Annotated in this window: 28 protein-coding genes; 14 read left to right on the forward strand and 14 right to left on the reverse strand. The window is 37.1% G+C overall.

The window, feature by feature from the left end:
* The first annotated feature begins 20 nt into the window (after positions 1-20).
* Genes ACK3CR_RS05760 through hlpB form a run of 3 tightly spaced genes read left to right on the forward strand, consistent with a single transcriptional unit; the run spans position 21 to position 4,892 of the window.
* Entirely contained in the window at positions 21-1,181 is a 1,161-nt protein-coding gene (locus tag ACK3CR_RS05760; RefSeq protein WP_243514589.1) for an exonuclease SbcCD subunit D, read from the forward strand.
* Positions 1,178-4,561 (forward strand): AAA family ATPase, encoded by a 3,384-nt coding sequence (locus tag ACK3CR_RS05765; RefSeq protein WP_430239690.1) that lies wholly within the window; start codon positions 1,178-1,180, stop codon positions 4,559-4,561. The genes ACK3CR_RS05760 and ACK3CR_RS05765 overlap by 4 nt, the downstream gene beginning before the upstream one ends.
* 22 nt (positions 4,562-4,583) lie before the next feature.
* Positions 4,584-4,892 carry an HNH nuclease-like protein HlpB gene (hlpB, locus tag ACK3CR_RS05770; protein ID WP_488975037.1) on the forward strand — a complete coding sequence of 103 codons (309 nt, stop codon included), beginning with the start codon at positions 4,584-4,586 and terminating at the stop codon, positions 4,890-4,892.
* Between the two features lie 23 nt (positions 4,893-4,915).
* Here hlpB and ACK3CR_RS05775 read toward each other — a convergent pair whose 3' ends face one another.
* The 6 genes from ACK3CR_RS05775 to ACK3CR_RS05800 form a co-directional block, all read right to left on the reverse strand.
* Positions 4,916-5,137 carry a spore germination protein gene (locus tag ACK3CR_RS05775; protein ID WP_243514580.1) on the reverse strand — a complete coding sequence of 74 codons (222 nt, stop codon included), beginning with the start codon at positions 5,135-5,137 and terminating at the stop codon, positions 4,916-4,918.
* Between the two features lies 1 nt (position 5,138).
* On the reverse strand, positions 5,139-5,534 hold the full coding sequence (locus ACK3CR_RS05780; RefSeq protein ID WP_488975038.1) for a spore germination protein GerPE: 396 nt from the start codon (positions 5,532-5,534) through the stop codon (positions 5,139-5,141).
* Positions 5,535-5,546: 12 nt separating this feature from the next.
* The gene (locus tag ACK3CR_RS05785; RefSeq protein ID WP_026009683.1) at positions 5,547-5,723 is read right to left on the reverse strand and encodes a spore gernimation protein GerPD; all 177 of its coding nucleotides are present in this window, start codon (positions 5,721-5,723) and stop codon (positions 5,547-5,549) included.
* Entirely contained in the window at positions 5,723-6,334 is a 612-nt protein-coding gene (gene gerPC / locus ACK3CR_RS05790) for a spore germination protein GerPC (protein ID WP_243514569.1), read from the reverse strand. The genes ACK3CR_RS05785 and gerPC overlap by 1 nt, the downstream gene beginning before the upstream one ends.
* An 84-nt stretch (positions 6,335-6,418) precedes the next feature.
* Positions 6,419-6,658 (reverse strand): spore germination protein GerPB, encoded by a 240-nt coding sequence (locus ACK3CR_RS05795; protein ID WP_243514566.1) that lies wholly within the window; start codon positions 6,656-6,658, stop codon positions 6,419-6,421.
* A gap of 12 nt (positions 6,659-6,670) precedes the next feature.
* Positions 6,671-6,892, reverse strand: a complete 222-nt coding sequence (locus ACK3CR_RS05800; RefSeq protein ID WP_019393877.1) for a spore germination protein — start codon at positions 6,890-6,892, stop codon at positions 6,671-6,673.
* 176 nt (positions 6,893-7,068) lie between these two features.
* On the opposite strand from ACK3CR_RS05800, the gene ACK3CR_RS05805 reads away from it, so the two are divergent.
* Together ACK3CR_RS05805 and ACK3CR_RS05810 are read left to right on the forward strand one after the other, a co-directional pair.
* A complete protein-coding gene (locus ACK3CR_RS05805) occupies positions 7,069-8,232 on the forward strand; it encodes a DUF418 domain-containing protein (RefSeq protein WP_488975039.1) in 1,164 nt (387 codons plus the stop codon).
* A 55-nt stretch (positions 8,233-8,287) separates the two neighbouring features.
* Positions 8,288-9,172 (forward strand): fumarylacetoacetate hydrolase family protein, encoded by an 885-nt coding sequence (locus tag ACK3CR_RS05810; protein WP_488975040.1) that lies wholly within the window; start codon positions 8,288-8,290, stop codon positions 9,170-9,172.
* A 38-nt stretch (positions 9,173-9,210) separates the two neighbouring features.
* Here ACK3CR_RS05810 and ACK3CR_RS05815 read toward each other — a convergent pair whose 3' ends face one another.
* The gene (locus tag ACK3CR_RS05815) at positions 9,211-9,774 is read right to left on the reverse strand and encodes a DUF2777 family protein (protein ID WP_243514555.1); all 564 of its coding nucleotides are present in this window, start codon (positions 9,772-9,774) and stop codon (positions 9,211-9,213) included.
* Positions 9,775-9,967: 193 nt separating this feature from the next.
* Here ACK3CR_RS05815 and asnB point away from each other — a divergent pair, with 193 nt between their 5' ends.
* The 5 genes from asnB (at position 9,968) to ACK3CR_RS05840 (ending at position 15,560) form a co-directional block, all read left to right on the forward strand.
* Positions 9,968-11,812 carry an asparagine synthase (glutamine-hydrolyzing) gene (asnB, locus tag ACK3CR_RS05820; protein ID WP_488975041.1) on the forward strand — a complete coding sequence of 615 codons (1,845 nt, stop codon included), beginning with the start codon at positions 9,968-9,970 and terminating at the stop codon, positions 11,810-11,812.
* Positions 11,813-12,164: 352 nt separating this feature from the next.
* Positions 12,165-13,328, forward strand: a complete 1,164-nt coding sequence (locus ACK3CR_RS05825) for an ABC transporter ATP-binding protein (RefSeq protein WP_243514549.1) — start codon at positions 12,165-12,167, stop codon at positions 13,326-13,328.
* On the forward strand, positions 13,329-13,970 hold the full coding sequence (locus tag ACK3CR_RS05830) for an ABC transporter permease (RefSeq protein ID WP_243514547.1): 642 nt from the start codon (positions 13,329-13,331) through the stop codon (positions 13,968-13,970).
* A 41-nt stretch (positions 13,971-14,011) separates the two neighbouring features.
* Complete coding sequence (locus tag ACK3CR_RS05835; protein WP_328123129.1) at positions 14,012-14,911, forward strand: glycine betaine ABC transporter substrate-binding protein; 900 nt, start codon at positions 14,012-14,014, stop codon at positions 14,909-14,911.
* A 4-nt stretch (positions 14,912-14,915) separates the two neighbouring features.
* Positions 14,916-15,560, forward strand: coding sequence for an ABC transporter permease (locus tag ACK3CR_RS05840; protein ID WP_328123127.1), 645 nt, complete (start codon positions 14,916-14,918; stop codon positions 15,558-15,560).
* Positions 15,561-15,593: 33 nt separating this feature from the next.
* Here ACK3CR_RS05840 and ACK3CR_RS05845 read toward each other — a convergent pair whose 3' ends face one another.
* From ACK3CR_RS05845 to ACK3CR_RS05860, 4 genes are all read right to left on the reverse strand, one after another.
* Positions 15,594-16,454 carry an SDR family oxidoreductase gene (locus ACK3CR_RS05845; RefSeq protein ID WP_430239678.1) on the reverse strand — a complete coding sequence of 287 codons (861 nt, stop codon included), beginning with the start codon at positions 16,452-16,454 and terminating at the stop codon, positions 15,594-15,596.
* A gap of 80 nt (positions 16,455-16,534) precedes the next feature.
* Entirely contained in the window at positions 16,535-17,026 is a 492-nt protein-coding gene (locus ACK3CR_RS05850) for a YajQ family cyclic di-GMP-binding protein (protein ID WP_243514525.1), read from the reverse strand.
* A 210-nt stretch (positions 17,027-17,236) separates the two neighbouring features.
* Positions 17,237-17,368, reverse strand: a complete 132-nt coding sequence (locus ACK3CR_RS05855) for a DUF3941 domain-containing protein (protein ID WP_019393866.1) — start codon at positions 17,366-17,368, stop codon at positions 17,237-17,239.
* A gap of 52 nt (positions 17,369-17,420) precedes the next feature.
* Positions 17,421-18,311 (reverse strand): DegV family protein, encoded by an 891-nt coding sequence (locus tag ACK3CR_RS05860; RefSeq protein ID WP_488975042.1) that lies wholly within the window; start codon positions 18,309-18,311, stop codon positions 17,421-17,423.
* Positions 18,312-18,534: 223 nt separating this feature from the next.
* On the opposite strand from ACK3CR_RS05860, the gene ACK3CR_RS05865 reads away from it, so the two are divergent.
* Positions 18,535-19,380: a YitT family protein gene (locus ACK3CR_RS05865; protein WP_328123121.1), complete on the forward strand. Its 846-nt coding sequence runs from the start codon at positions 18,535-18,537 to the stop codon at positions 19,378-19,380.
* A gap of 43 nt (positions 19,381-19,423) precedes the next feature.
* Here the strand turns inward: ACK3CR_RS05865 and ACK3CR_RS05870 are convergent, their stop codons facing one another.
* The 3 genes from ACK3CR_RS05870 to ACK3CR_RS05880 all read right to left on the reverse strand — a co-directional run bounded on the left by ACK3CR_RS05870 (position 19,424) and on the right by ACK3CR_RS05880 (position 20,967).
* On the reverse strand, positions 19,424-19,906 hold the full coding sequence (locus ACK3CR_RS05870; RefSeq protein WP_488975043.1) for a hypothetical protein: 483 nt from the start codon (positions 19,904-19,906) through the stop codon (positions 19,424-19,426).
* Positions 19,906-20,052: a hypothetical protein gene (locus tag ACK3CR_RS05875; RefSeq protein ID WP_019393862.1), complete on the reverse strand. Its 147-nt coding sequence runs from the start codon at positions 20,050-20,052 to the stop codon at positions 19,906-19,908. The genes ACK3CR_RS05870 and ACK3CR_RS05875 overlap by 1 nt, the downstream gene beginning before the upstream one ends.
* A 105-nt stretch (positions 20,053-20,157) precedes the next feature.
* Positions 20,158-20,967 (reverse strand): Cof-type HAD-IIB family hydrolase, encoded by an 810-nt coding sequence (locus tag ACK3CR_RS05880; protein WP_268582327.1) that lies wholly within the window; start codon positions 20,965-20,967, stop codon positions 20,158-20,160.
* Positions 20,968-21,179: 212 nt separating this feature from the next.
* On the opposite strand from ACK3CR_RS05880, the gene ACK3CR_RS05885 reads away from it, so the two are divergent.
* The 3 genes from ACK3CR_RS05885 (at position 21,180) to argC (ending at position 24,297) form a co-directional block, all read left to right on the forward strand.
* Positions 21,180-21,485, forward strand: coding sequence for a metal-sulfur cluster assembly factor (locus tag ACK3CR_RS05885; RefSeq protein ID WP_019393860.1), 306 nt, complete (start codon positions 21,180-21,182; stop codon positions 21,483-21,485).
* Positions 21,486-21,553: 68 nt separating this feature from the next.
* Positions 21,554-22,801 carry a molybdopterin molybdotransferase MoeA gene (locus ACK3CR_RS05890; protein WP_328123115.1) on the forward strand — a complete coding sequence of 416 codons (1,248 nt, stop codon included), beginning with the start codon at positions 21,554-21,556 and terminating at the stop codon, positions 22,799-22,801.
* A 428-nt stretch (positions 22,802-23,229) separates the two neighbouring features.
* Positions 23,230-24,297 carry an N-acetyl-gamma-glutamyl-phosphate reductase gene (gene argC / locus ACK3CR_RS05895; protein WP_488975044.1) on the forward strand — a complete coding sequence of 356 codons (1,068 nt, stop codon included), beginning with the start codon at positions 23,230-23,232 and terminating at the stop codon, positions 24,295-24,297.
* Positions 24,298-24,304 lie beyond the last annotated feature (7 nt).

Here is a 24,304-nt window from a genome sequence, read left to right on the forward strand (position 1 = left end):
TTTTCAAAAGGAGTATGAACATGAGAATTTTGCATACAGCAGACTGGCATCTCGGGCGTACATTAGAAGGAAGAAGCCGTCTTGAAGAACAGGAACAGTTCTTAGCTGAATTAGTAGAGGTTGTGAAAGATCAAAAAATTGATGCCATTTTAATGGCAGGAGATGTTTTTGATACAGTAAATCCACCTGCAACAGCTGAAGGAATGTTTTATGATAGCGTGGCAAAATTGTCACAGCAAGGAGCATGTCCAATCATTACAATAGCAGGGAACCATGACAGCCCAAATCGGTTAAGTGCTTCTTCTCCACTTGCGGGAGTTCAAAACATTCATCTATTTGGCTACCCCATAAACAATATTGTCAAGGTTCCAGTTGGAGGAGAAATGCTTGAAGTTGCGGCTTTACCGTATCCCTCTGAGTCTCGTCTTAACGAACTTCTGTCAGAGAATAGTGATGAAAAAGAGATCAGAAACTCTTATGATGCTAGAATTCAAGGGATTTTCAGCAATCTTGCAAGTCAGTTTACAAAAGGTGCCGTACACATGGCAATGAGCCATATTCATGTTGCAGGGGGAAGTGCTAGTGATTCAGAACGACCAATTGAAGTTGGAGGAGCATATACAGTAGCGGCAACAAGTTTGCCAGGAGAAGCTCAGTATGTTGCACTTGGACATCTTCATCGTCCGCAAAATGTTGGCAGAGCGAAAACACTTGCCCGTTATTCTGGATCACCTCTTGCCTACAGTTTTTCAGAAGCAGGGTATACGAAGTCCTTATCTATTATTGATGTTGTGCCCTATGGGAAAGCAGAGCTGACAGAAATTCCTATCAACAGCGGGAAACCGCTTGTAAGATGGAAAGCTAAGCATGGAATACAAGAAGTTTATCAATGGTTTGAAGAGGGGAAAGATGCTAACGCTTGGATTGACCTTGAAATTCATTTAACAGATGCTCTTTCAATGGAAGAGATCCACCGTTTGCGAAAAGAACATAACGGTATCATTCATATCCGTCCTGTATTTCATTATGAAGAAACACAGTCAGAGGAAGAAAAAGTTAAAGACATTCCGATTGATGAAGCATTCCGTCGATTTTATGAACGACAAACAGGAGGCGGAACTCCTGATAGTCGATTAATGGAGCTGTTTTTAAGCCTTGTTCATGAGGAGGAAGAGGAGTGAAGCCAATAACGTTAAAAATCCAAGGGCTCCACAGCTTTCGCCAGATGCAAATGATTCAGTTTGACGAGCTTTGCGAAGGTGGAGTTTTTGGGATTTTCGGACCAACTGGAAGTGGGAAATCTTCGATATTAGATGCAATGACGCTTGCCTTGTACGGGAAAGTAGAAAGAGCAGCAAACAATACGCATGGTATTTTAAATCATGGAGAAGATGAACTTAAAGTCGCGTTCACTTTTTGCTTAGAAAATGCAGACGGCATGCAAACGTATACTGTTGAACGGAATTTCAAGCGAAGTGACGAGTGGAGAGTAAAGTCAACAACAAGTCGCCTCATTGAAGAAGGAGACGAACGAGTTGTTTTGGCAGACAAAATGAATGATGTCAATCAGTATATTAACTCTTTGTTAGGTCTTACGATTGATGACTTTACACGAGCTGTAGTACTTCCACAAGGAAAGTTTGCTGAATTTCTGTCTTTAAAGGGAGCAGAACGTCGTCAAATGCTTCAAAGATTATTTAATTTAGAGAAATATGGAGACGAGCTTCTTCAAAAAATTAAGCGAAACCTTACAAATGCGAAACATGAACTTGATAAAATTTTAGCAGCACAAGCAGAACTTGGAGGAGCCACCGTTGAAAAAGTAAAAGAAGCTGAACAAGAAGTGAAAAGCTGTGAACTTTTGCTTCAAAAGAGAGAACAGGAGCTTTTACATATTCAAAAGGAATATGACCATAAGCAAAAACTATGGGAATGGCAGAATGAGAAAGAGGAGAGTGAGGCAAAGTTAAAAGAGCTTAAAGAGGAAGAACCGGAGATAAAGAATCGTGAAGAGCATTTAAGTAAAGCGCTCAAAGCAGAGAGTTTGCGTCCATATTTAGAAGAATGTGAAAATCTATTTTTACAGAAGCAAACAGCGGAAAAACAAAAAAATCAACGGGCAGGAAAATTAGAAGAAGTAAATCAAAAAGCAGCCTTGGCCAAAGAGGAATATGAACGAGCAAATAAAGAGCGAGAGCAAAGAGAACCTCTCCTTCTTGCTCAGCGTGAGAAGTATCAATATGCGGAAGAGCTAAATAAAGACGTTACAACGCTATCTGAAACGGTAAAGAACGCTCGCAAGCAACATGAGGAACTTTTGAAATCAGGAAGAGGTATTAAAGAGCAGTTTCAAAAGAGAGAAAGTTTATATAAGCGTGGAAAAGCAAAACAAAAAGAGCTTATGGAAGAACGAGAGAGGCTTAGTGTGTCTCCTTCTTACCGAACTAAAGTGCAATATGCTGTTCAAGAAAGTCGGGATATTGGTAGCCTCAAGGTGCAACATGAGGAAAAAAAAGAACAGCATAATCAAGTGAAGAAGAATCTTCAACAGTTAGAACTTGAAATGAAGAGTTCTATAGAAAATGAAAAAAAGGTGAAAAAACAAGCGGTAGAGCAGTACGATCTTCTGCAACATATCTATAATCTTGTTTGTGAGCGAGAGCGTGAAATTGAACGATTTATTGCTAGCGGGGAACACGAAATTGAGGCAATGCAGAGAAAGGTAGAAGAAGCAAATAAACAAAAGCTTGCATTAACACTTTCTGCACACCTTCATGATGGTAAGCCTTGTCCTGTATGTGGGTCAACGACACATCCTTTACCAGCAACAGGAGAAGAGATGGAGGCAACTGATGGAAAAGAGATTGATTTATTAAGAAAAAACTTATCAATTTTACAAGAACGTAAATATATTTGTTCCTCGTTGAAATTGAAGCTTGAGCCGCTTGCTGAGAAATTACTTGACTGTTTTGGGGAGTTTGAACAAACCGAGCAAGAAGATATTCCATCGCTTCTTACGAAAGATGAAACGTTAAAAGCTTGTATTGTAAAATTGCAAACAGAACTAAAAGGGCTGGAGCAAGATTATATTGGTCAAAAAGAGAAAATTGATCGCCTTGTAAAAATCGCAGGGGATGTAAGCGAGAAGAAAAATAAGCTATTGTTTGAGTCTGAGCAACAAAACAAAATGTTAATGGAACAAGCAAAATTTGTTCAACAAATAGAAGAAGAAATGAATAAGGCGCAAAAAGAATGGCAAGAACGTTACAAAGAATTTGAGATTACTAGCATTTCATCTATTCAACAACAACTTGAGCGTAACGATCAAAAACTGGCTGATCTCAATGAGCGAATTGAAAAAAGTGTGGAATACCTGGAGGAAACAGAAAAAGCATTGGAGAAATTGCGTGAAGAGTGGAATGTTCACGAACGCAAGGAAGTTGAGTTTTCCTCATTCTTGCAGAACAAAAAAGCGTCACTTTTAGAACAGCAGCAACGCTTAATACAAATTATTGGAGAAAATTCGCTAGAAGAACTTCTTAATGGCATAAATAAAGAGATCCATTCTTTAAGAGAAAGAGAAGACGAAACATTGAAAAGGTGGCACCTTTTCAATAATGAACATCAAGAAGTAAAAGCTTCATATGAATCAATAGTCTCCTCACTCGCAGAGTTAAATGAACGATATGAAGAGAAAGAAAGAAAATGGAAAGATAAGAGAAATAGCTCAGGCTTTCATTCTGATATAGATGTAAAAGAAATGTTAATAACAGAGGAGCAACAGCAGAAGATTCGTGAAGAAGTAGAAGCATTTTGGGACAAACTAAAGAGCGTCACAATAGCATTAGAAAATGTTACAAAATTGCTTGATAATCAAAGTGTCACAGAACAATCTTTTAAAGAGACATCTTCTATTTTGGCTGATTTAAAGGAAAGTGTGAAAGAAGCAACAACAGAACTAGGGTCAGCAAGAGCTCTTTTAAAAGATTTGCAAGTAAGAAATGAACGATTGGGAAGTTTGGAAAAAGAGAGAGAAAAGATACAAGAAGAGCTTTCTCAGTATCAGAAGCTTCAAAGCGTATTTAAGGGAAATGCTTTTATCGAGTATATGGCTCAAGAACAGCTTATTGCAATTAGCCGAGATGCATCAGAGCGATTAGGGTTTTTAACAAGACAGAGATATGCTCTTGAAGTAGATTCACAAGGAGGATTTGTTATTCGAGATGATGCCAACGGGGGAGTAAAGCGACCGATTTCAAGCTTGTCTGGTGGAGAGACATTTTTAACTTCTCTATCTTTAGCGCTTTCTCTTTCTGCAGGCATTCAGCTTCGAGGAGAATATCCACTGCAGTTCTTTTTCCTTGATGAAGGGTTCGGTACACTTGATAGCGAGCTTCTTGATACAGTTATTACAGCACTCGAAAAGCTTCAGTCTAATGATCTTTCAATTGGAATCATTAGTCATGTTCAAGAGCTGCGTGCACGTCTGCCTAAGCGCCTTATTGTTGAGAAAGCAGATGATCTTGGCAATGGTACAAAAGTGAAAATAGAAACGCTTTAAAGGAGAAAGGAGCAGATATGGTGTGGCAAAATCAAAAGAAGAGCGACGAATTGGTCGATGTGAGATTTGTGGAAGAGATGATGTTTATACAACTATTCATCATTTAACTCCAAAGGAAATGGGAGGCACATTTGAACCAACAGCAAACCTTTGTATTCCTTGTCACAAGCAAATTCACGCTCTTTATACAAATGACGAGCTAGCAGTTCGGTTGAATACAATTCCTGACTTGCAGCAGGATGAAAAGATTAGTAAATTTATGAAGTGGATCAGAAAGCAGCCGTCATCGCGTCTCCCAAGAACACGCAAATCTAATAGTAGAAAAGTATAAAAACAGGCCGTCGAGGCCTGTTTTTATGCATTTCCTGCTATAGTTTGGTCTGCGATATCCGGGTCGAACGTATTTGTAGCAGATCCGCCTGTATTTGTGTTAATAAGATTTCCTGTATTTCCAGATCCAGATCCATAAGCAACTTTTGAAGTGTCTTTAGGTGAAACATAAAAGGTATCCCCAAATGTAACAACACCACCGCCGCCAATGCTTACAATTTGCACAGGTCCAACAAGTGCTGGCATGCTATCCCTCCTCTCTTTCTTCCTGCTCTTTCTCTCGACGATCACTTAGAAGCTGTCTAACATGTTTAACACGTGAATAACATTTTATATCTTTTGTTGAGCCAATTTGAATAACAGAAGAAGTAGAAGCTCCAGTCACCCGAACAGATCCAACATGAATCATATTAGATTCGTTATATTTTACCGTTGGAATGTGTTTTAAGGTTAGTAGAGGGTAGCTTCGTTTAAAAAGGATATAATCATCAAAATTTCCTTCCCTGCCAAAAAAAAGTTCTGCTTCACGCTGTATAGCGATTACTTTTGCCGAAGCTCTAATATGTGTTGAATCTCCGATGTTAAAAATAGAGCTAGATGTTAAGGAATTCATTCGAAACCAATCTACTTTTGAAGTACGCATATTTTTTCTCCTTTATTGTAAGGAAAGAGGAACATAAGGACCGATAATAAGAGACTCTGGAGGTGTATCATAGGCAGAGGAAAGAGCTATGCTTTCAGTATCTCCAATCAAAAATACAGAGGAGGTAGATACACCAAGCACGTGAACATTTCCAACAAGTAAGTCTCTATTCACAACCGTATAATTCATCATTTTTCTGCTCCTTTAAATGATTGAGGAAGATGTGTTAAAAAGGCATCGATTCCCCGTTTCATATCTTGAGTAATTTGAGTTTTTATACTTTCTTTTTTCTCTTCTCTTGGTTGCTCATCATCTCGTTGCTGTAGATGGAAAAGAATCCGTTCTTCAAGCTGTTTCTTTATATCTTCTGTAATGAAATCATAATAGGACTCATGTAAGTTGATTCCTTTCTCCCTAGCAAGGTCACGAATCCAATCATGGCCGTTTCCTTCTAATAAGGTGAGCGTCTCTTCATAAATTTCATCGCCTAGCTCTTTTATATGTGCATTCCGGTTTGGTGGGGTTAAGTCACTCTGACTAATGCTGAAATCTTCAATTTGATGATCAGGAGAAAGTGGATTAAGCCCTATATTTAGCGTTCCTTCCAGTGTTTCAATTTTGAGTTGATCAAACTTGTATTCAATTCTGTCAATTTTAGTTGAAGGGACCTCTTTTAATGAATTCATCTGTTTTTGGAGGGTTCCTATAGCTTGCTCAAGCTGCAGAATTCGCTGATTCTGTTGTTGAATTTGAGCCTGAAGTTGGTGGATATATGTTTGCATCGTTCCTCCGTATTGCATAAAGAATCTCCTCCATTTCATATGAGTAAGCTGCTTTTATACATTATGCATGTGCCCAAAAGATGTGAAGGAGTTCTTATCAATTCATACGTTCTTTTTTCTTCCTAAATTAAGAGGAACACTTGGTGCTTCTGGCTCAAGAATGTTTGTGGTCTCACCTGCTTTTACTGTTTCAGGAGCCTTCTCCGTGAAGCCACCTGTATTATAAAGTTGGGCAAGAGAACGAATCATTCCAGCGCTTCCAATTTGAAAGACAGAAGAGTTACTAACGCTCGCAACCCGAATCGAATGGATGCAAATGCTTTGATTTACATAGAAATTCATACCTTCACCTCATTAAGCATTGGCAGCTATAGGTTGATCAATAAAGTCTTGATCCTGCGTATTCGTTGAACTGATTTTATTGTTAATCACCAATCCATCTCCAGTGCTAAAAGATCCTGCTCCAGCAAATGTTTTAGAATTTGCTGAAGGTGCGATCGTATAAACGTCTCCAATATGAAAAATACTTGCTGTTCCAACACTATTTACACTAACTGCTCCAACAATAGCTGGCATAAAAACACCCTTTGATTTTGAGTTATAGTGTATCGTATGTTAGGACGAAATATAAGGTGATAGCCTATTTATTCTTTTGTAATTGGAATAAATTTCTGACCCCTTTAAAGCTGATGATCTATTAAGTTTCAGCTATAATGATGGCTAAGAGAGAAATGAATAAGGAAGTGAGAATAATGAATGGAATAAAAGACGAAAGAATAGCAACTGTTGACCTTTTGAGAGGGTTCGCTCTTTTAGGGATTCTACTTGTCAACATGCCTGGATTTTATTCACCTTCTATCTATATGGATTCCTTTGAGGATACACAATCAAAAATATATATGGCTATAGATATTTTAGGACAGGGAAGTTTCTATCCTATTTTCGCTACTTTATTTGGTTTTGGATTTATGAAAATCTTTCAAACTGCTTTTAAGAATAATGTTGCTTTTACTCCTTTACTTTCAAGAAGGTTATTTTTACTTTTGTGTATCGGATGTGTACATGCTTTTGTTATTTGGTATGGTGATATTTTAATTTTATATGCTGTGTGCGGTTTTTTTCTTCTTTTTTTTCAAGAAGCAAGAGGGAGAACTTTTCTTTATTGGGGAGGAGCTTTATTTATTATTCCAAGTATCATTATGATTCTTCTTCTTATCGTTGCTTCGTTCTCAAAAGCAGAGTCAAATGCTGTCGGCGTTGTGCAGCCGCTTATTGATAGTTCTATAAATGCTTACAGAGATGGAAGCATTGCTGAGATTTTCTCTCAGCGTTTCCTTGATTGGTATTATATCAATAATATAGGGACGTTCCCGCTTCTTTTCTTATCTGTTTTTCCTTTCTTTCTCATCGGAGCCTTTTTAGCAAAAGAACAAGGGTTTGAACGTATAAAGGAAAACGTTCTTTTCATTAAATATGTATGTATGGTATGCTTTTTTGTTTTCCTATTTTTTAAGGTTCTTCCATATTTGATTGGTTTTAACGTCGCTACGGACTTTATGCAAGACAGCGTTGGCGGACCTTTAGGAGCAATCTTTTATATTACGCTGTTTATGCTGTATGGTGAAAAAATACCGCGGTTTATCGCGCAGCCTTTACAGTCAGCAGGAAGAATGGCACTCACAAATTATATTGCTCAATCTGTTGTATGTACGCTCCTGTTTTATAATTATGGATTAGGTTTTTATGGCAACATAACAGTTATGCAAGGCTTTCTGTTAGCTCTTGGTTTCTTTGTTGTTCAATGCATTGGAAGTTCTATTATCCTGAAGAGATACTCTAGAGGTCCTTTGGAGCATATTCTGCGCTCCTTCACATATCGAGGAATGAAAAATGAAAAAAACGCAGTTGAAAAGTAGGAATATAGAAAGAAAGAGCGAATTGTTTAAAAGGTAGAAAGAGGAGGAATAAAAAATGAAATTTGTGACAGCTAGACTACATGATGATGAATTTATTGGTATGATCCAAGGAGAGAAAGTAATTCATATAAATAAAATTGCAAAAGAGCGTTTTCAGACAGATATTCCAACAAATATGATTTCATTTATTGAGCATTTTCATTATTTTGAGCATATTATCAAGGAAATTATCGAAGAAAAAGGACATGATGCTTTTTCATATTCCATAGAGGAAACAGAGCTTCTTGCTCCAATTCCAAGACCGAGTAAAAATGTATTTTGTGTTGGAAAGAACTATCGTGATCATGCGATTGAAATGGGAAGTGAACAAGATATCCCAATGAACCTTATGATGTTTTCAAAGGCACCAACAGCTGTAGTAGGCCCTGATGCACCTATTTTACGTCATGAAGATGTAACAGATGAATTAGATTATGAGGGAGAGCTTGCTGTTATTATCGGAAAAAAAGGAAAAGCAATTTCTAAAGATGATGCTCTTCATCACGTTTTTGGTTATACCATTTTGAATGATATTACAGCACGAGATTTGCAGTCAAAACATAAACAGTTTCTAATCGGAAAGAGTTTGGATACTTCGTGTCCGATAGGACCTTTTATTGTGCATAAATCAGAAATTGAGAATGCAGCAAATTTACATATTGAAACGAGAGTAAATGGAGAGATAAGACAAGATGGTAATACAGAACAGTTTATTTTTCCGATTGAAGAAATTATTGCAACGTTATCAAAAGGAATAACACTTGAACCTGGTGATATTATTGCTACGGGAACGCCTGCTGGAGTTGGAAAGGGATTTAATCCACCAAAATTTCTATCTTCAGGAGACATCATTGAAATAACAGTTGAAGGTATTGGGACATTAAGAAATAAAGTGCAGTAACCAGAAAAGATCGTAAGAATTCTTCTTACGATCTTTTTCTATCCCAATTTTCGTAAATCAGATGATAAGAACTGCTCACCTGTATTGAGTGTAATCTCAAACCGGTCGTTTCCTTCACTACAATCAAAGTGGTGATGAACTGAACAGATTCTTTCTTCGTTATCAAAGATCAGGAAATTCACGCCGTTTCTTTCACCATCAGTAGGTAAGAAACATAAAGTGTTAAAGCAATAAATACAATCATAAAGAGAAAAAGAGAGATCATTCAATAGTTGGCTTAAGCGCATGAATGAGTGAGTTGAAAGCTCATCAATAAGAAGTTGATAAGCGTGTTGTAGTTTTTTTCCAACGCGCAGCTCTGCCCCATCTTGTAAAAAGCAAACTGTATTGTTAATTTCAAATGAATTATCTTGTTTCCAACATGCTTTTTCCCAATGACCTTTCCAATATACCTCACAAGATGAGCTAAGGATATCTTGGAGCATTGATGCTTCATCTTCTTCATCAAAAAAAATCCATTGTGAATCAATACACTCAAGCGTTCCTGAAATAAAGGAGCGTGGTTGCATTTCTAAGCACTGCGTTTTCGATAAATTTTTCATAGGCCACTCCTCCAAATGGTTTGTTGAAAATCCTATTACTATTCTTTGTTGTCTAATTTCCTATTTTCTATAACTATAAAACACAAAATTTTGAAGAAAAAGCGGATGGACAAATCAACCTCTTACTTTTTACGCATAAGATAGCACTATTGAAAAAGCTATGGACCACGATAAATGAAAGGGTGGGGAAAACATGTGTGGTATTACTGGTTGGATCGATTATAATCAGAACCTACTGAAAAAGCGTGACACAATTGAAAAAATGACAAAAACACTTGAAAAAAGAGGTCCTGATGATACGAACACTTGGGTAAGAGAGCATGTATCTTTTGGACATAAGCGTCTTGTTGTAGTTGATCCAAGCGGCGGAATACAGCCAATGACAAGAGATAAAAAAGAAAATTCTTACACCATTTGCTATAATGGAGAACTTTATAATACAGAAGATATTCGTAAGGAACTTTTAAAGAGAGGCTATACATTTAGCGGTCATTCTGATACTGAGGTGCTTCTTCTTTCCTATGTGGAGTGGAGAGAGCAATGTGTTGAACATTTTAACGGTATTTTTGCTTTTGCCATTTGGGATGAAGAACAACAATCTCTTTTTATGGCTCGCGACAGACTTGGTGTAAAGCCGCTGTTTTATCGTGTATATAGAGGAGGGCTTCAATTTGCATCAGAGCTAAAAGCTATTCTTGCTCATGAAGATGTAGAGGTAGAAATTACGTACGACGGATTAGCTGAAGTATTAGGTCTTGGTCCATCACATACGCCTGGCCATGGGATTTTTAAAGGGATTGACGAACTGCGTGCTGCACATGCTTTGACATTTAGTAGAGAAGGATTGAACATCTGGCGCTACTGGAATGTAAAAAGTGAAAAACATACTGATTCACTTGAAGAGACAGCAGAACATGTGCGAGAACTGTTTCAGGATGCTGTAACAAGACAGCTTGTTTCTGATGTTCCGGTTTGTACCTTTTTATCGGGGGGAATCGATTCAAGTGCCATTACAGCCATTGCTGCCAATGCTTTTCGGGAACAAGGCCACTCCCTTCATACTTACTCAATTGACTATGAAGATAACGAGAAATTCTTTAAAGCGTCAGAGTTCCAGCCAAACTCAGATGGGGCATACATTAAAAAAATGTCTGATGAATTTAAGACGATTCACCATAGCTGTGTGATTAACAATGAAGAGCTTGCTCATTATTTAGAAGAATCTGTGCTTGTTCGAGACATACCAGGCATGGCTGACATCGATTCTTCTCTCCTATGGTTTTGTAAAGAAATTAAGAAAGACTTTGTTGTTGGTCTTTCAGGTGAATGTGCAGATGAAATTTTCGGTGGATATCCTTGGTTCCATAAAACGCATGCTCTTTCTTCTGATAACTTTCCATGGATGCGCTCTGTTGATGCAAGGGTAGATCTTTTAAAAGATGAGTGGCAAAAAAAACTCTCACTGAAGGAATATGTAAAGAACGGCTATGAGCAATCCATTAAGGAAGTTCCCGCTCTTGACGGGGAAAGTGAAGAAGAGGCAAATAGAAGAAACTTATTTTATTTGAATATGATTTGGTTTATGCCAACGCTTCTTGATCGAAAAGATCGTATGAGTATGGGAGCAAGTCTGGAAGTGCGCGTTCCATTTGCTGATCATCGTCTTGTAGAGTACGTATGGAACATTCCATGGGAGATGAAAACGGCAGGAGGATATGAAAAAGGAATTTTAAGAAAAGCGCTTGAAGGGGTACTTCCAAACGAAGTTCTTTACCGTAAAAAAAGTCCATATCCTAAAACACACAATCCTCACTACACAAACATTGTGCAAAAGTGGTTAAAAGGTATTTTAAAAGATTCTAATTCCCCTCTATATGAGCTTTTTAATGCTGAAAAACTTAAGGCAATTGCGGATTCGAAAGGAAAAGAGTTTTCTGTTCCTTGGTTCGGGCAGCTTATGACAGGTCCACAGCTTCTAGCCCACCTTTGTCAGATTCATGTTTGGTTTGAGAACTACAATATTAAAATTGTGAAATAAAGCTAAAAACATAGTCTCCTTTTTGGAGAGACTATGTTTTTTTTATGCAACATTAAGGGTAAGGAGTAAAAAAGTAGGGTTTAATTGGACAAGTTATTGTTGAAAAATGAGAAAACTTTTGTAACTAAAGATGATAAAAATAGAATTTTAGCAACAATTAGTTAGAAGCCTTTGCCTATGAAGTAGGGCTTTTTTTAGAAAATTAGAAAAAAAACAGCCGGATTTTTAAAAAAGAGGTTTACTCTATGCAGAATAAGGGTAAGTGTTTAGTTCACCTGTGTAATTTATCTGATATTTTAGGTCTAAAAGGTGACAATCATGGAACAATAAACCCAAGAGGTGATGACAGTCAATGATTCGACTAGAAAGAGTATTTAAAAGGTACAATGATGGATTTCAAGCCCTAAAGGATGTAAACCTAACGCTTGAAAGTGGGAAAATTCACGTGATTATTGGCCCGAGCGGGTGTGGTAAGTCAACTACAATGAAGCATATTAACAGATTAATCACTCCATCGGAAGGGAAAATTTATATTGATGACGAGGATATTTCACAAGTGAACCCAGTTCAATTGCGCCGAAAGATTGGCTATGTTATTCAGAGCATCGGCTTATTTCCTCATATGACAATAGCAGATAATGTAGCTATTGTTCCTCGCTTATTAAAATGGGATGAAGATAAAATCTCAACGAAAGTAGATGAACTTCTTTCACTCGTTAACTTAGACCCACATACATATCGAGAACGTTATCCAAATGAATTAAGCGGAGGCCAGCAGCAACGTGTTGGGGTTGTTAGAGCCCTTGCTGCAGAACCTGATATCATTTTAATGGATGAACCATTCAGCGCTCTTGATCCAATTAGTCGTGAGCAGCTCCAAGATGAGCTTTCAAACCTTCAAGAAAATATAAAAAAGACGATTGTATTTGTTACTCATGATATGGATGAAGCAATTAAAATTGCTGACAATATTGTGTTGATGAAAGATGGAGAAGTTGTTCAAGTTGGCTCCCCAGATGAAATTTTGCGTCACCCTGCAAATGACTTTGTGAAAGAATTCATTGGTGAGAAGCGATTAAAAGCAAATGGAGGAGACTCATCTTTTGACTTCGAAGGAGATGAACTTCCAACAGTTGAAGAAGTAATGATTCCAAAACCAGTAACAGCCTATCCTGAGAGAGGGCTTGCTTCTTCATTGAAACTGATGGAGCAGAGAAAAGTAGATACGCTAATTGTTGTAGATAATCGTAAAAAATTACTTGGCTATGCTCCTATTTTGAATATTTTAAGACAGTATCGAGATGAAACAAAAACTTTAAAAGATGCGATGGAGCCTTTTACGTACGTTGTTCATAAAAACACTCCATTTACCGTCGCACTTGACTACATGAGTGAGCATAACTTACCTTATGTTCCAGTTGTAACAGAAGATGAGAAATTTGTCGGTGTTATCACAAGAGGGAGTATGGTAAAGCTGATGGCATCTGCTTACTCCGCAGAAGATGAGGTCATATAGATGGATACGTTAAAAGAATATGGAGTGTTTTTGCAATCTAGGTATCCAGAAGTTTTGAGTCGGTTAGGAGAGCATCTTTTAATCGTTGTATTGGCCGTTATTGCGGGCTGTATTCTTTCTATTACGGTTGCTATTTTGTTAACACGTATAAAAGAGGGAGTTATTAATTCATTAACGTTCGGACTTGCAAACATTTTTCAAACGGTTCCAACCATTGCCTTGCTTGCCATGTTAATTCCTCTTTTTGGAGTTGGTATGTACCCGGCTGTCTTTGCGCTTTTTCTTTATTCTATTCTCCCGCTATTACGGAATACATACTCAGGAATTAAGGAAGTTGATCAAAGTTTAATTGAATCCGCCAGAGGAATGGGGTTTAGTTCAATGCAAAGACTTTTTAAAGTTGAACTACCTTTATCTCTTCCATACATCTTGTCAGGCGTGCGTCTTACAACGGTATATATTATTAGCTGGACAACGCTCGCAGCGCTTATTGGAGCAGGCGGCTTAGGGGATTTAATTGTTTCAGGAATGAGTACCAACAACAACTTTTTAATTTTTACAGGTACAATAAGCTCAGTTATCCTCGCCCTTGTTGTAGATTTTCTACTGAATTTCCTTGTGAAGAAAACACAAAGAGCCTAAACAATTTGGATTCGTTCATCTCAACAGCCAAGGAGGATATTATGAGGATATTAAGTAAACTAACGATAATTTGTGTTGTTTCGCTTTTATTTTTATCATCTTGCAGTTCAAAAGATACGATTAAGATTGGAGCAGCAACATTTACAGAAACGAAAATTATCGCTCAAATTTATAAACAGCTTATTGAGGATAGAACAGATATTGAAGTAGACGTTATTCCAGATTTGCTTTCAACACCCATGATTTTAAAAGCAATGGATCGTGGAGATATTGATATGTCTTTAATGTATTCAGGCGTTGTTTTCAATAATTTCTTTCCGGTAGAATCAACAAAAGATCGTGATGAAGTATTAAAGATTGCAAAAGAAGGTTTTAATAAATATTACGATTTTAAATGGTTTGATCCATTAGGATGGGAAAATACATATGCTGTCACTGTTCGCAAAGAGGAGGCAGATGAGAAAAACCTGCAAACCATTTCTGATTTAGAACCATATCAAGATAGCATGAAGCTTGGTGTTGATTCAAGTTGGAAGGAAAGAACAGAAGACGGATATCGCCCTTTTTCTAAATATTACGGTTTGAATTTCCAAAACTTATATGCAATGGATATCAATTTATTGTATCAAGCTGTAGGTACAAAAGATGTAGATGTTGTTGTGGCCTATTCAACAGACCCACGCATTATTGAATATGATCTAAAAGTTTTAAAAGATGACAAAAGATTTTTCCCACCTTATGATGCTTCGATGGTTGCTCGTAACGCCATTTTAAAAGAGCATCCAGAAGTTGAAGGAATTATCGATGAGCTAACAGGAAAAATTGATGCCGAAACGATTACAAAATTAAGCTATGAAGTGGATATTAAAAATCGAAGTGAGCGTGATGTGGCAAAAGAATTTCTAACCGAGAGAGGTTTACTCGGGGATAAATCGGAGTGAGACAATGAATTTTATTAAAGAACTTTTTGGATATTGGGCAGATAATATTGATTTACTGCTTTTGTATACAGGAGAACATCTTCTAATGGTCATTATTGCCGTTGGCCTTGCTCTTATTGTCGGGACGCTGCTTGGCATTATTTGTTCTAGGTATAAAAGGATAGCTCCTATTATTTTGACGCTTGCCAACGTTGTTCAAGTTATTCCAAGCTTAGCTTTATTAGCTGTTTTAATGCTCTATTTTGGACTAGGATTTTACACGGTTGTTATCGGACTTTTCTTGTATTCACTTCTCCCTATTATTAGAAATACGTATGTTGGGCTTGAAGAAGTTGATAAAACAACAGTTGAAGCAGGTCATGGAATTGGCATGACGTACTTTCAGATTCTAACAAAAGTACAGCTTCCTCTTTCAATGCCGTTCATTATGGCTGGGCTGCGTATTGCAGCGGTCATCGCTGTCGGTGTTGCTACACTTGCTCCAATTGTTGGTGGAGACGGGCTTGGAAGAGAAATCTTCTCAGGAATTAACTCCCGTAATACTATTCGTATTTATGCAGGAGCAATTCCAGCTTGTATTGTGGCTGTCATAGCTGATATTGTACTAGGAAAACTCGAACGTAAAATGAAAATAAAAGTTACACGTTAAAAGAAGGCATAGCGAGAACGCTATGCCTTTTCATTACCCATTTACAGGAGTTCCACCATTTACATGTAGCATTTGACCTGTCATATAAGAAGAGCTGTCACTCGCAAGAAAGACATAGCTTGGAGCAACCTCAGATGGCTGACCAGCTCGTTCCATTGGAGTGTTAGAGCCAAATGTTTCAACTTGCTTGCTATCAAAGGTAGAGGGAATAAGAGGGGTCCAAATAGGGCCTGGAGCAACGCCATTTACCCGTATTCCTTGTCCAACAAGAGAAGCAGCTAAAGAACGAGTAAACGAAACGATAGCTCCCTTTGTTGAAGAATAGTCAATAAGGGTTTCGTGTCCCTTGTAGGCTGTAACAGAAGCTGTGTTAATAATAGTGCTGCCTTTTTTTAAATGTGGGAGAGCTTCTTTTGTTAGATAGAAAAAAGAAAAAATGTTTGTTGTGAATGTTCTATGAAGCTGTTCTTTTGTAATGTCAAGCAAACTTTTTTGTGGATGCTGTTCAGCTGCATTATTAACAAGAATATCGATTTTTCCATACTTTTTCGTTGTCTCATCTATAACAGTTTTACAAAATGATTCGTCCCCAACATCTCCTTGAAGAAGTAAACAATCGCCGTTCATTTCTTCAATTCTTTTCTTCGTTTCCTCTCCATCTTCTGTTTCACTTAAATATACAATAACAACTTTAGCTCCTTCTAAAGCATAATGATAAGAAACAGCTCGACCGATTCCACTATCTCCACCGGTAATAACTGCAACTTTTCCGGCTAATTTATCAGAGGGTTTATAGTTTGGATCAATGGAAACAGGAAGTGGATTCATTTCATTTTCAATACCTGGTTGATGATGCTGGTGCTGAGGGGGAAAAGTCTTTTTTTCATTCGTCATGACAGGGCTCCTTGTAAGTTTTACTTTAGTTTGAGCTTGTTTTTTCCTAGCTATACAAAAAAGAGCCCTTAAAAGGACTCTTAACGAAAGTTGATAAATTGAACATCGATAGGTAAATCAGCTTCACGAATAGCGTTCATAATTTGTTGAAGATCATCACGACTTTTCCCGCTAATGCGTACTTGATCATCTTGTACTTGACTTTTTATTTTAAGCTTTGAATTTTTTACAATTGTATTAATCTTTTTAGCATTATCTTTATCAATGCCTTGGACAAGTGTTGCGCGCTGACGAACTGTTCCTCCTGAGGCATTTTCAACTTTGCCATAAGAGATATTTCGAGTTGGGACATTTCGTTTAATTAGCTTAGTAATTAGCACGTCTTTTAGCTGATCAAGTTTAAAATCATCGTCTGAAATTAAGATAAGTTCCTCTCCATCAAGCGAGATATCGCTTTTGCTGCCTTTAAAGTCATAGCGATTTTTAATTTCTTTTAGCGCAATGTTGATTGCATTTGTTACTTCACTCAAATCTACTTGTGATACCACATCAAAAGAATTTTCTTTAGCCATAATAACCTCCACCATCTTTTTTGCTTTTTGAGCAAGTCTAATTGGGTTTATTATAGAAAAAATAAAGGATAGAGACAATCCTAAACCTAAAAAACTTTGCTTCTAAAAGCAAAGTTTTTTAGGTTTAGGATTCATCTTGTTGAAAGAATACCCTTAAATTCGTTATAAAAAGCTATAATAATTCTATTTTATGGAAAACAGAAACGAGTCTTAAAGGTGGTCAGGTTTCTTTGATTCTGCATGTTTTCCAAGCTTGCGATTACGCTCACGGAGAAGGTTTTTTTCGTGAAGCTCAGCATTATGGTCTCTTGCTTTTTTATCGTTATCACTTGTTTTAGACAATGAAAACAGCTCCTTTCATTCTTAAAGCATTTCTATAGTAGTACTACAGGTATTAGGATAACTCAGGATGTTTTTTTTTATCCGTTGCTTTCGCTTCATTTACAAAGAAAAGAGCAAGAGCACCTGGACCAGCATGAGAACCAATTACAGCCCCGATAATTTCAATCATAAAAGATTGAGGACCAAATTCTTGTACAATCATTTCTTTTAGTTCAATTGCAGCGTGCTCATCGTCACCATGACTAATCGCAATTATTTGATTTGATAAGGTAGGGGCACGATGTTTCATATGTTCAACCATGCGTCGAAAAACCTTTTTTCGACCGCGAATTTTTTCAAGAGGAATAAGTTTTCCGTCTTCAACATGAAGAAGAGGCTTAATATTTAGCAATCCGCCTACAAAAGCGGCTGTTTTACTAACGCGCCCTCCTTTAGCTAGTAAGGCAAGATCATCAACTGTAAAGATATGTTCAATATTTTTGCAATAAAATTTTGCTTGTTCAATAACTTCTTCAAAGGATTTGGATTGTAAAATTTGTTGAGCGGTATAATAAACAGCAAGACCTTGACCAAGGGATGCACATTTGGAGTCAATAATTTCAAATTCAACGTTTGGATATGTAGTTAAAAGTTCCTCACGCACGCTGAGTGCGGTTTGGTATGTACCTGAAAGTGCTGATGAAAAAGCAATATAAAGCATAGGATCGCCTTTTTTAGCAAGAGGTTCTAATATTTCATAAAGCCTTGTTGGCGATGGTTGTGATGTTTTCGCTTCATCACCAAGTCGAATATGTTCATAAAGCTCTTCTGGATAGAGCGATTGAGAATCTTCATAGTCCACTCCGTTAATATGAACGCGGAGTGGGATTGAGGTTATATTATATTGAGATAAAGTCTGTTGAGATAAGTCAGCCCCGCTATCTGTAATAAGCTGGATAGCCATTATTTCACCTTCCTAAAGTTAAGATAAAAAGTTTCTATTTTACGATAAAAGTAAGTGTTGTTTGAATTTCTATTATAAAGATTAAATGGAAAAGTATCCATAGGTCTTTACGCAATAAATGATACAAAGGGAATGCTTCTAAAGTCTTGTTTATTGTGAAAAAATCTTTCTAACTAGATATTAAGACATAAAAATCACTTTGCTGCTGAAAGAGAGGAATCTTATGATGCTGATTGAAATCCAGCGCCTTATCATTGTACTGATTGGAGCATTGTTAAATGCATGTTCGTTAAATTTATTTCTAATTCCTGCTAATGTGTATGCAAGTGGCTTTACAGGGGCAGCTCAGCTTATTTCAAGTATTTTAACAGAATTTACAGCATTTAATATTTCTACAGGAACTCTTTTATTACTGTTGAACATACCTGTAGCTATCTTAGGGTGGTTAAAAGTAGGTAAGTCATTTACTTTATACAGTTTTATAAGCGTTATAGGATCAACATTCTTTCTTGCTATTGTACCTATCTTAAATGTTTCAGAAGATCTTTTACTAAACGCTGTGTTTGGTGGAGTCATTGCAGCAGTTGGGATGGGAATTACGTTAAAGTGGGGAGCATCTACAGGAGGACTTGATATTGTTGCAATGATTTTATCTCGCATGAAAGACAGACCAATTGGCACGTACTTTTTCATTTTGAATGCTATTATCATTTTAACTGCTGGACTTTTATTTGGTTGGGAAAAGGCTCTTTATACGTTAGTAACGCTATATGTTTCAACAAGGGTTATTGATGCCATTCATACAAGACACGAAAAATTAACAGCTATGATTATTACGACCAAAACAGAGGACCTGAAAAAAGCTATCTATGCCAAGATGGTGCGGGGTATTACAACCATTCCTGCTAGAGGAGCTTTTACAAATAAAGAAAAAGAGATGATGATTATGGTTATTACACGGTATGAACTTTATGACTTAGAAAAAATCATTGAAGAGGTCGATCCCGAAGCATTTACAAATATTATTGAAACAGCAGGGGTTTTTGGTTTTTTTAGAAGAGATAATTAAAAAAGCTGAGGTCATGTGTCTTATGACCTCAGCTTTTTTATCTTTATTTTTTGTTGTTTAAATCTTTTAGCTGACGAGAGAAATTTTCTAACTCCTGTTTTTCTTGACCATTTGCCTTTTGCATTGCTCCTGAAACAGTCTCACTCGCAATTTCTTCACTGTAGTTTTGATTACTCTTCATACTGCTTCCATGTAATGACTGCTGTGAGAAAGTGTCTAAATGCTTTTGTTCTACACTTGAAGCGCCTTCTTTAGCTTTATTGACTGTTTCACTTGTTATATCATATTGCCCGTTATGGCCTCGTGAGCTTTGAGAATGAGACCCTGAGAAGTTTTTCTGCAAGTTACTTAAATGGCTCTTCTCCACATTATCAATACCTTTGTGCGGATGACCGAGAATTTCTTCAGCCATCTCAATACTTTCTTGTGAAGGACGGCGTGTTGGCTGTTGAGCTTTTTTACCATCTGCAGAACGTGAACGTTGCATAAATCTTTCCATAAGACTTCTTAAAAATGACTTTTCCATTACAGTTGTCCTCCTGTTGAAGAGGAATGAGCACGCGCTTGTTCAGCTTGTTCTAGCGTTAAGTGATAAGGAATACGTTCAGCATGTTTACTTACTGCGTCTGCACCTTGTTTTACAAAACGTTTTGATTTGTTGCTTCTGCCCATTCTTCATTCCCCCTTAAAAGTATACCCGCAAGTGACCCAACATTGGTTGGGGTCAGTTCTATTGTTTGCTTGGGAGAGAAAAATATAACGGAAAAAATTTGCCTACTATAGTTTTAAATGGTCAATCAAGAAATGAGCAATGCCTTCTTCCTCATTTGTTAAAGTGGAAGTGTTAGCTATTTCTTTTAATGAGGGAATAGCATTTCCCATTGCAACGCCAACTCCTGCAAATTTTATCATTTCGAAGTCATTATCTTCGTCACCAAAGGCAATAATATGCTGTGTAGGAATGTTATAATGTTCGGAAACCCTTTTTAAGCCAACAGCTTTATTGATTCCTTTCTTAACAATTTCTATGATGTGGAAAGGAGCTCCCCATCGTCTATGCTCAATAACTTCTGCATGAACATCTGAAAGATGTGAACGAATATCATCTACTTGTGATTGATTTGCATGGATAAGAATAGAGGTTGGATCTTCTCGGAGAAACTTTCGTAAGTCGCCTCTTGTCACTTTAGGGTGTCCAAGTGCAAGTACATCTGTTAATTGTCTATCATCATAATGAACGTACATATCGTCCATAACTTCAGCTAAAATATTAGTAACTTCGTACTGTTCCATTGCTTCTACAATTTCGTGAATTGTTTTGTGGTTCATTGGGCTATGATACGTTCCAAAAGTCCCATCTTGTGGATGATGAACAAGTGCTCCATTAAAGTTCACGATAGGAGTGGTTAAGTCTAATTCCTTGTAATACATCGTGCTTGAACGATAAGGACGTCCTGTAGCAATCATTACAATATGGCCTTGCTCCCTAGCGCTTGCAATGACTCTTTTTGTATAGGGTGTAATTTCTTTTTTATCTGTTAGTAATGTTCCATCAAGGTCTAAAGCAATCAAATGTTTTTCTGGCATAAGAGCTCCTTTCTTATAAAGCTTGTCTTTTTTACTGTAACACAAGTATATGTAGAACAGTGGGCGAAATGAACGTTTTAGTAAGGATTTAACGCTTTTTCAATTGTTGTGAGCGTAATTGGTTTCAATAGACTTCATTTGTCGTTATAATGGGGACATAAAAAGCCTAAAAAGTAAGACCGTAAAAGGCGAACTTTAAGGAGGTAGAAAAAATGGAAGCAAAACGTGAAGAAGTCATCATGGAAGCTCTTGAGAACGTAATTGATCCTGAGTTAGGTGTTGATATTGTGAACTTAGGTTTAGTTTATGGAGTTGAAGAAGATAAAGGTACAGTATTTGTTACAATGACATTAACCTCTATTGGCTGCCCACTTGCAGGTATGCTTTCAGACCAAGTAAAAACAGCTCTTGGGGCTGTCGAAGGAGTAGAAGACGTTGAAGTAAATATTGTCTTCGATCCACCGTGGTCAAAAGATCGTATGACTCGCTATGCAAAAATCGCGCTTGGCGTACAATAAAAGAAATCCCATTAGGTGTTTAACACACTAGTGGGATTTTTTTCTATACAAATTGGGGGAGTTTATTAATGATTGAGAGAAGAACACCAGTAAAAGTTGAAGAAGCTGTACATAAAGTGATGGAGTATATAAAACATGGAGAAGTTGAGGAAGTATTGTTGAACGAAGCATGTGGAAGATATTTGGGAGAGAGCATCATTGCTACACATCCTGTTCCACCATTTGATCGCTCACCGTACGACGGCTTTGCAATCCGTGCAGAAGATAGTAAATATGCGACAAGAGAAAATCCTGTTTCATTTAAAGTAGTAGAAACAATTGGAGCTGGAAAGGTCGCTTCAGCTCCCCTTCAGCCATTTCATGCTGTTCGCATTATGACAGGAGCTCAAATGCCGGAGGGAGCAGATGCAGTTGTTATGCTTGAATTGACTCATTCGTATGTGGAAGAACAACAAACGTTTATGTCTATCAAACGATCATTTGAAGCTGGAGATAATATTTCATTTAAAGGAGAAGATGTACAAAGGGGAGAAGTGCTTGTTGAAAAAGGAACAAAGATTAATCCAGGCACTGTAGCTCTTTTAGCAACGTTTGGTTATTCCCGAGTGCAAGTTGTTCAAAAACCAAGAGTTGGAGTGTTTGCAACAGGGACAGAACTTTTGAGCGTAGATCAGGATTTAGAACCAGGAAAAATACGAAACAGCAATGCGCCAATGGTATGTGCTCAGATTGAACAAAGCGGGGGGATAGCAATAGATTTAGGAATATTGGAAGATGATTTCGAAAAATGCTATAGGGCAGTAGAAGAAGTAATAAGCTCCGTTGATTTTCTTATTACAACAGGGGGCGTATCTGTAGGCGATTTTGACTATCTACCAGCTATTTATGAAAAACTAGGTGCAACTGTACTCTTTAACAAAGTAGGCATGAGACCAGGAAGTGTCACAACAGTTGCTGAGCTTGATGGTAAGATTCTTTTTGGCTTATCTGGAAATCCTTCTGCTTGCTACGTTGGGTTTGAGCTTTTTACATATCCAATCATCAAATCGTTTCTTCATAGTAAAAAACCTCACCACAGTGTTGTTAAGGCAACGCTTGGAAGTGATTTTTTAAAGGCGAATCCTTTTACTCGCTTTGTGAGAACAAGCATCGAATACACAAAAGAAGGATTTGTTGTAAATCCCGCTCGTCTTGATAAATCGAATGTTGTATCTTCACTTGCCTTTACAAATGGTTTAACAATTCTTCCAGGAGGAACAAAAGGATTTCAAAAGGGTCAGAAAGTAGATGTTTTATTAACTAAAGATACGAATTAATCAAAACGTGCCAGACTTGCTTGGCACGCTTTTTTTATGACGTTTAAATCATTCAGAATAACAAGGTGCTGAAAAAAGGGGGTTTAACATATATTAAAAATTGGTATATAGAACGTTGAAGGAATAAAAAGATAACGAAAATTCTAAAAATATGGACTTTTTTGTTTTTGTGATTTTAATTTTTGCTATCTTTTTTGAATGATGATGGTATATAAATACATGGAGGTGAAAGGGTTTTAAATAAAAATGAGTTAAGATTCTAGTATTAAGACGAATTATGAAAAGAAAAAGTATTCCGAAATGAATAAAATATACAATTGACTTTATTTTTATGCAAAGTTATAATAACAATTAATTCAACTAAGTGTTCTATTCTTTAACATAAATTTAGAGGAAACAGAGCATGCGAACAAAGGAGCATATATAGAATGGATAGCGAAATTCAAGAAAACCAGAAAAAAGTGAAAGTTGGCATTGTTGGTGCTACAGGATATGGAGGCGTTGAGTTAATTCGTTTACTTGAAGGACACCCTGTGTTTCAAGTAGAAGCTGTTTACTCTTCTTCAAAAGAACAAAAAGAAGTTCGAGAGGAATACCCTCATCTTGCCCACTATAATTGGTTGCTTGAAAAAATTGATCCCGAAGAGATGGCAAAAAGCGTTGATCTTGTATTTACAGCTACTCCATCAGGAATCTCAACAACGCTCGTACCACAGCTTATCGAAGCCGGAAACAGAGTCGTAGATTTATCAGGAGATTTTCGATTGAAAGAAGAAGGCATGTATGAAAAGTGGTATGGGAAAACACCAGGTCCTAAGAAATACATAGATGAAGCGACATATGGACTTGTAGAGTGGTTTTCAGAAAAAGTGAAAGAGAGTACTTTTATTTCTAACCCTGGGTGTTATCCAACTGCAACGCTTTTAGGTCTCATTCCGGTTGTAAAAGAGCGAATAATCCAGCCTCATTCCATTATTATTGATGCAAAGTCGGGTCTTTCAGGAGCAGGTCGTTCGCTATCACGAACAGCTCACTACGCAGAAATTAATGAAAATATGAAAATATATAAAGTGAATAAACATCAGCATATTCCAGAGATTGAACAAACATTGCACAGATTTGATGACAATATTGGACACGTCACATTCAATCCGCACCTTGTCCCGATGACAAGAGGAATTATGTCGACAATATATGCAACGGTAAAAGACGCTATGACTCGTGAAGAGCTTTATGAGGTGTATAAAAAAGCATATGAAGGTTCAACGTTTGTAAGAGTTCGTCCTCTAGGTGAGTTCCCAGCAACGAAAGAAGTAAGTGGGTCAAACTATTGTGACATTGGAATTGATTACGATGAAAGAACAAATAGGGTAACAATTGTTTCAGTCATTGACAACCTTGTAAAAGGAGCTGCAGGGCAAGCAATTGAAAATGCAAATATTTTAATGGGGCTAAAAGCAGAGACAGGTTTAGGCTTTCTACCTATGTACCCGTAATAGAATA

The organism is Priestia sp. TRM10 (assembly GCF_057808375.1).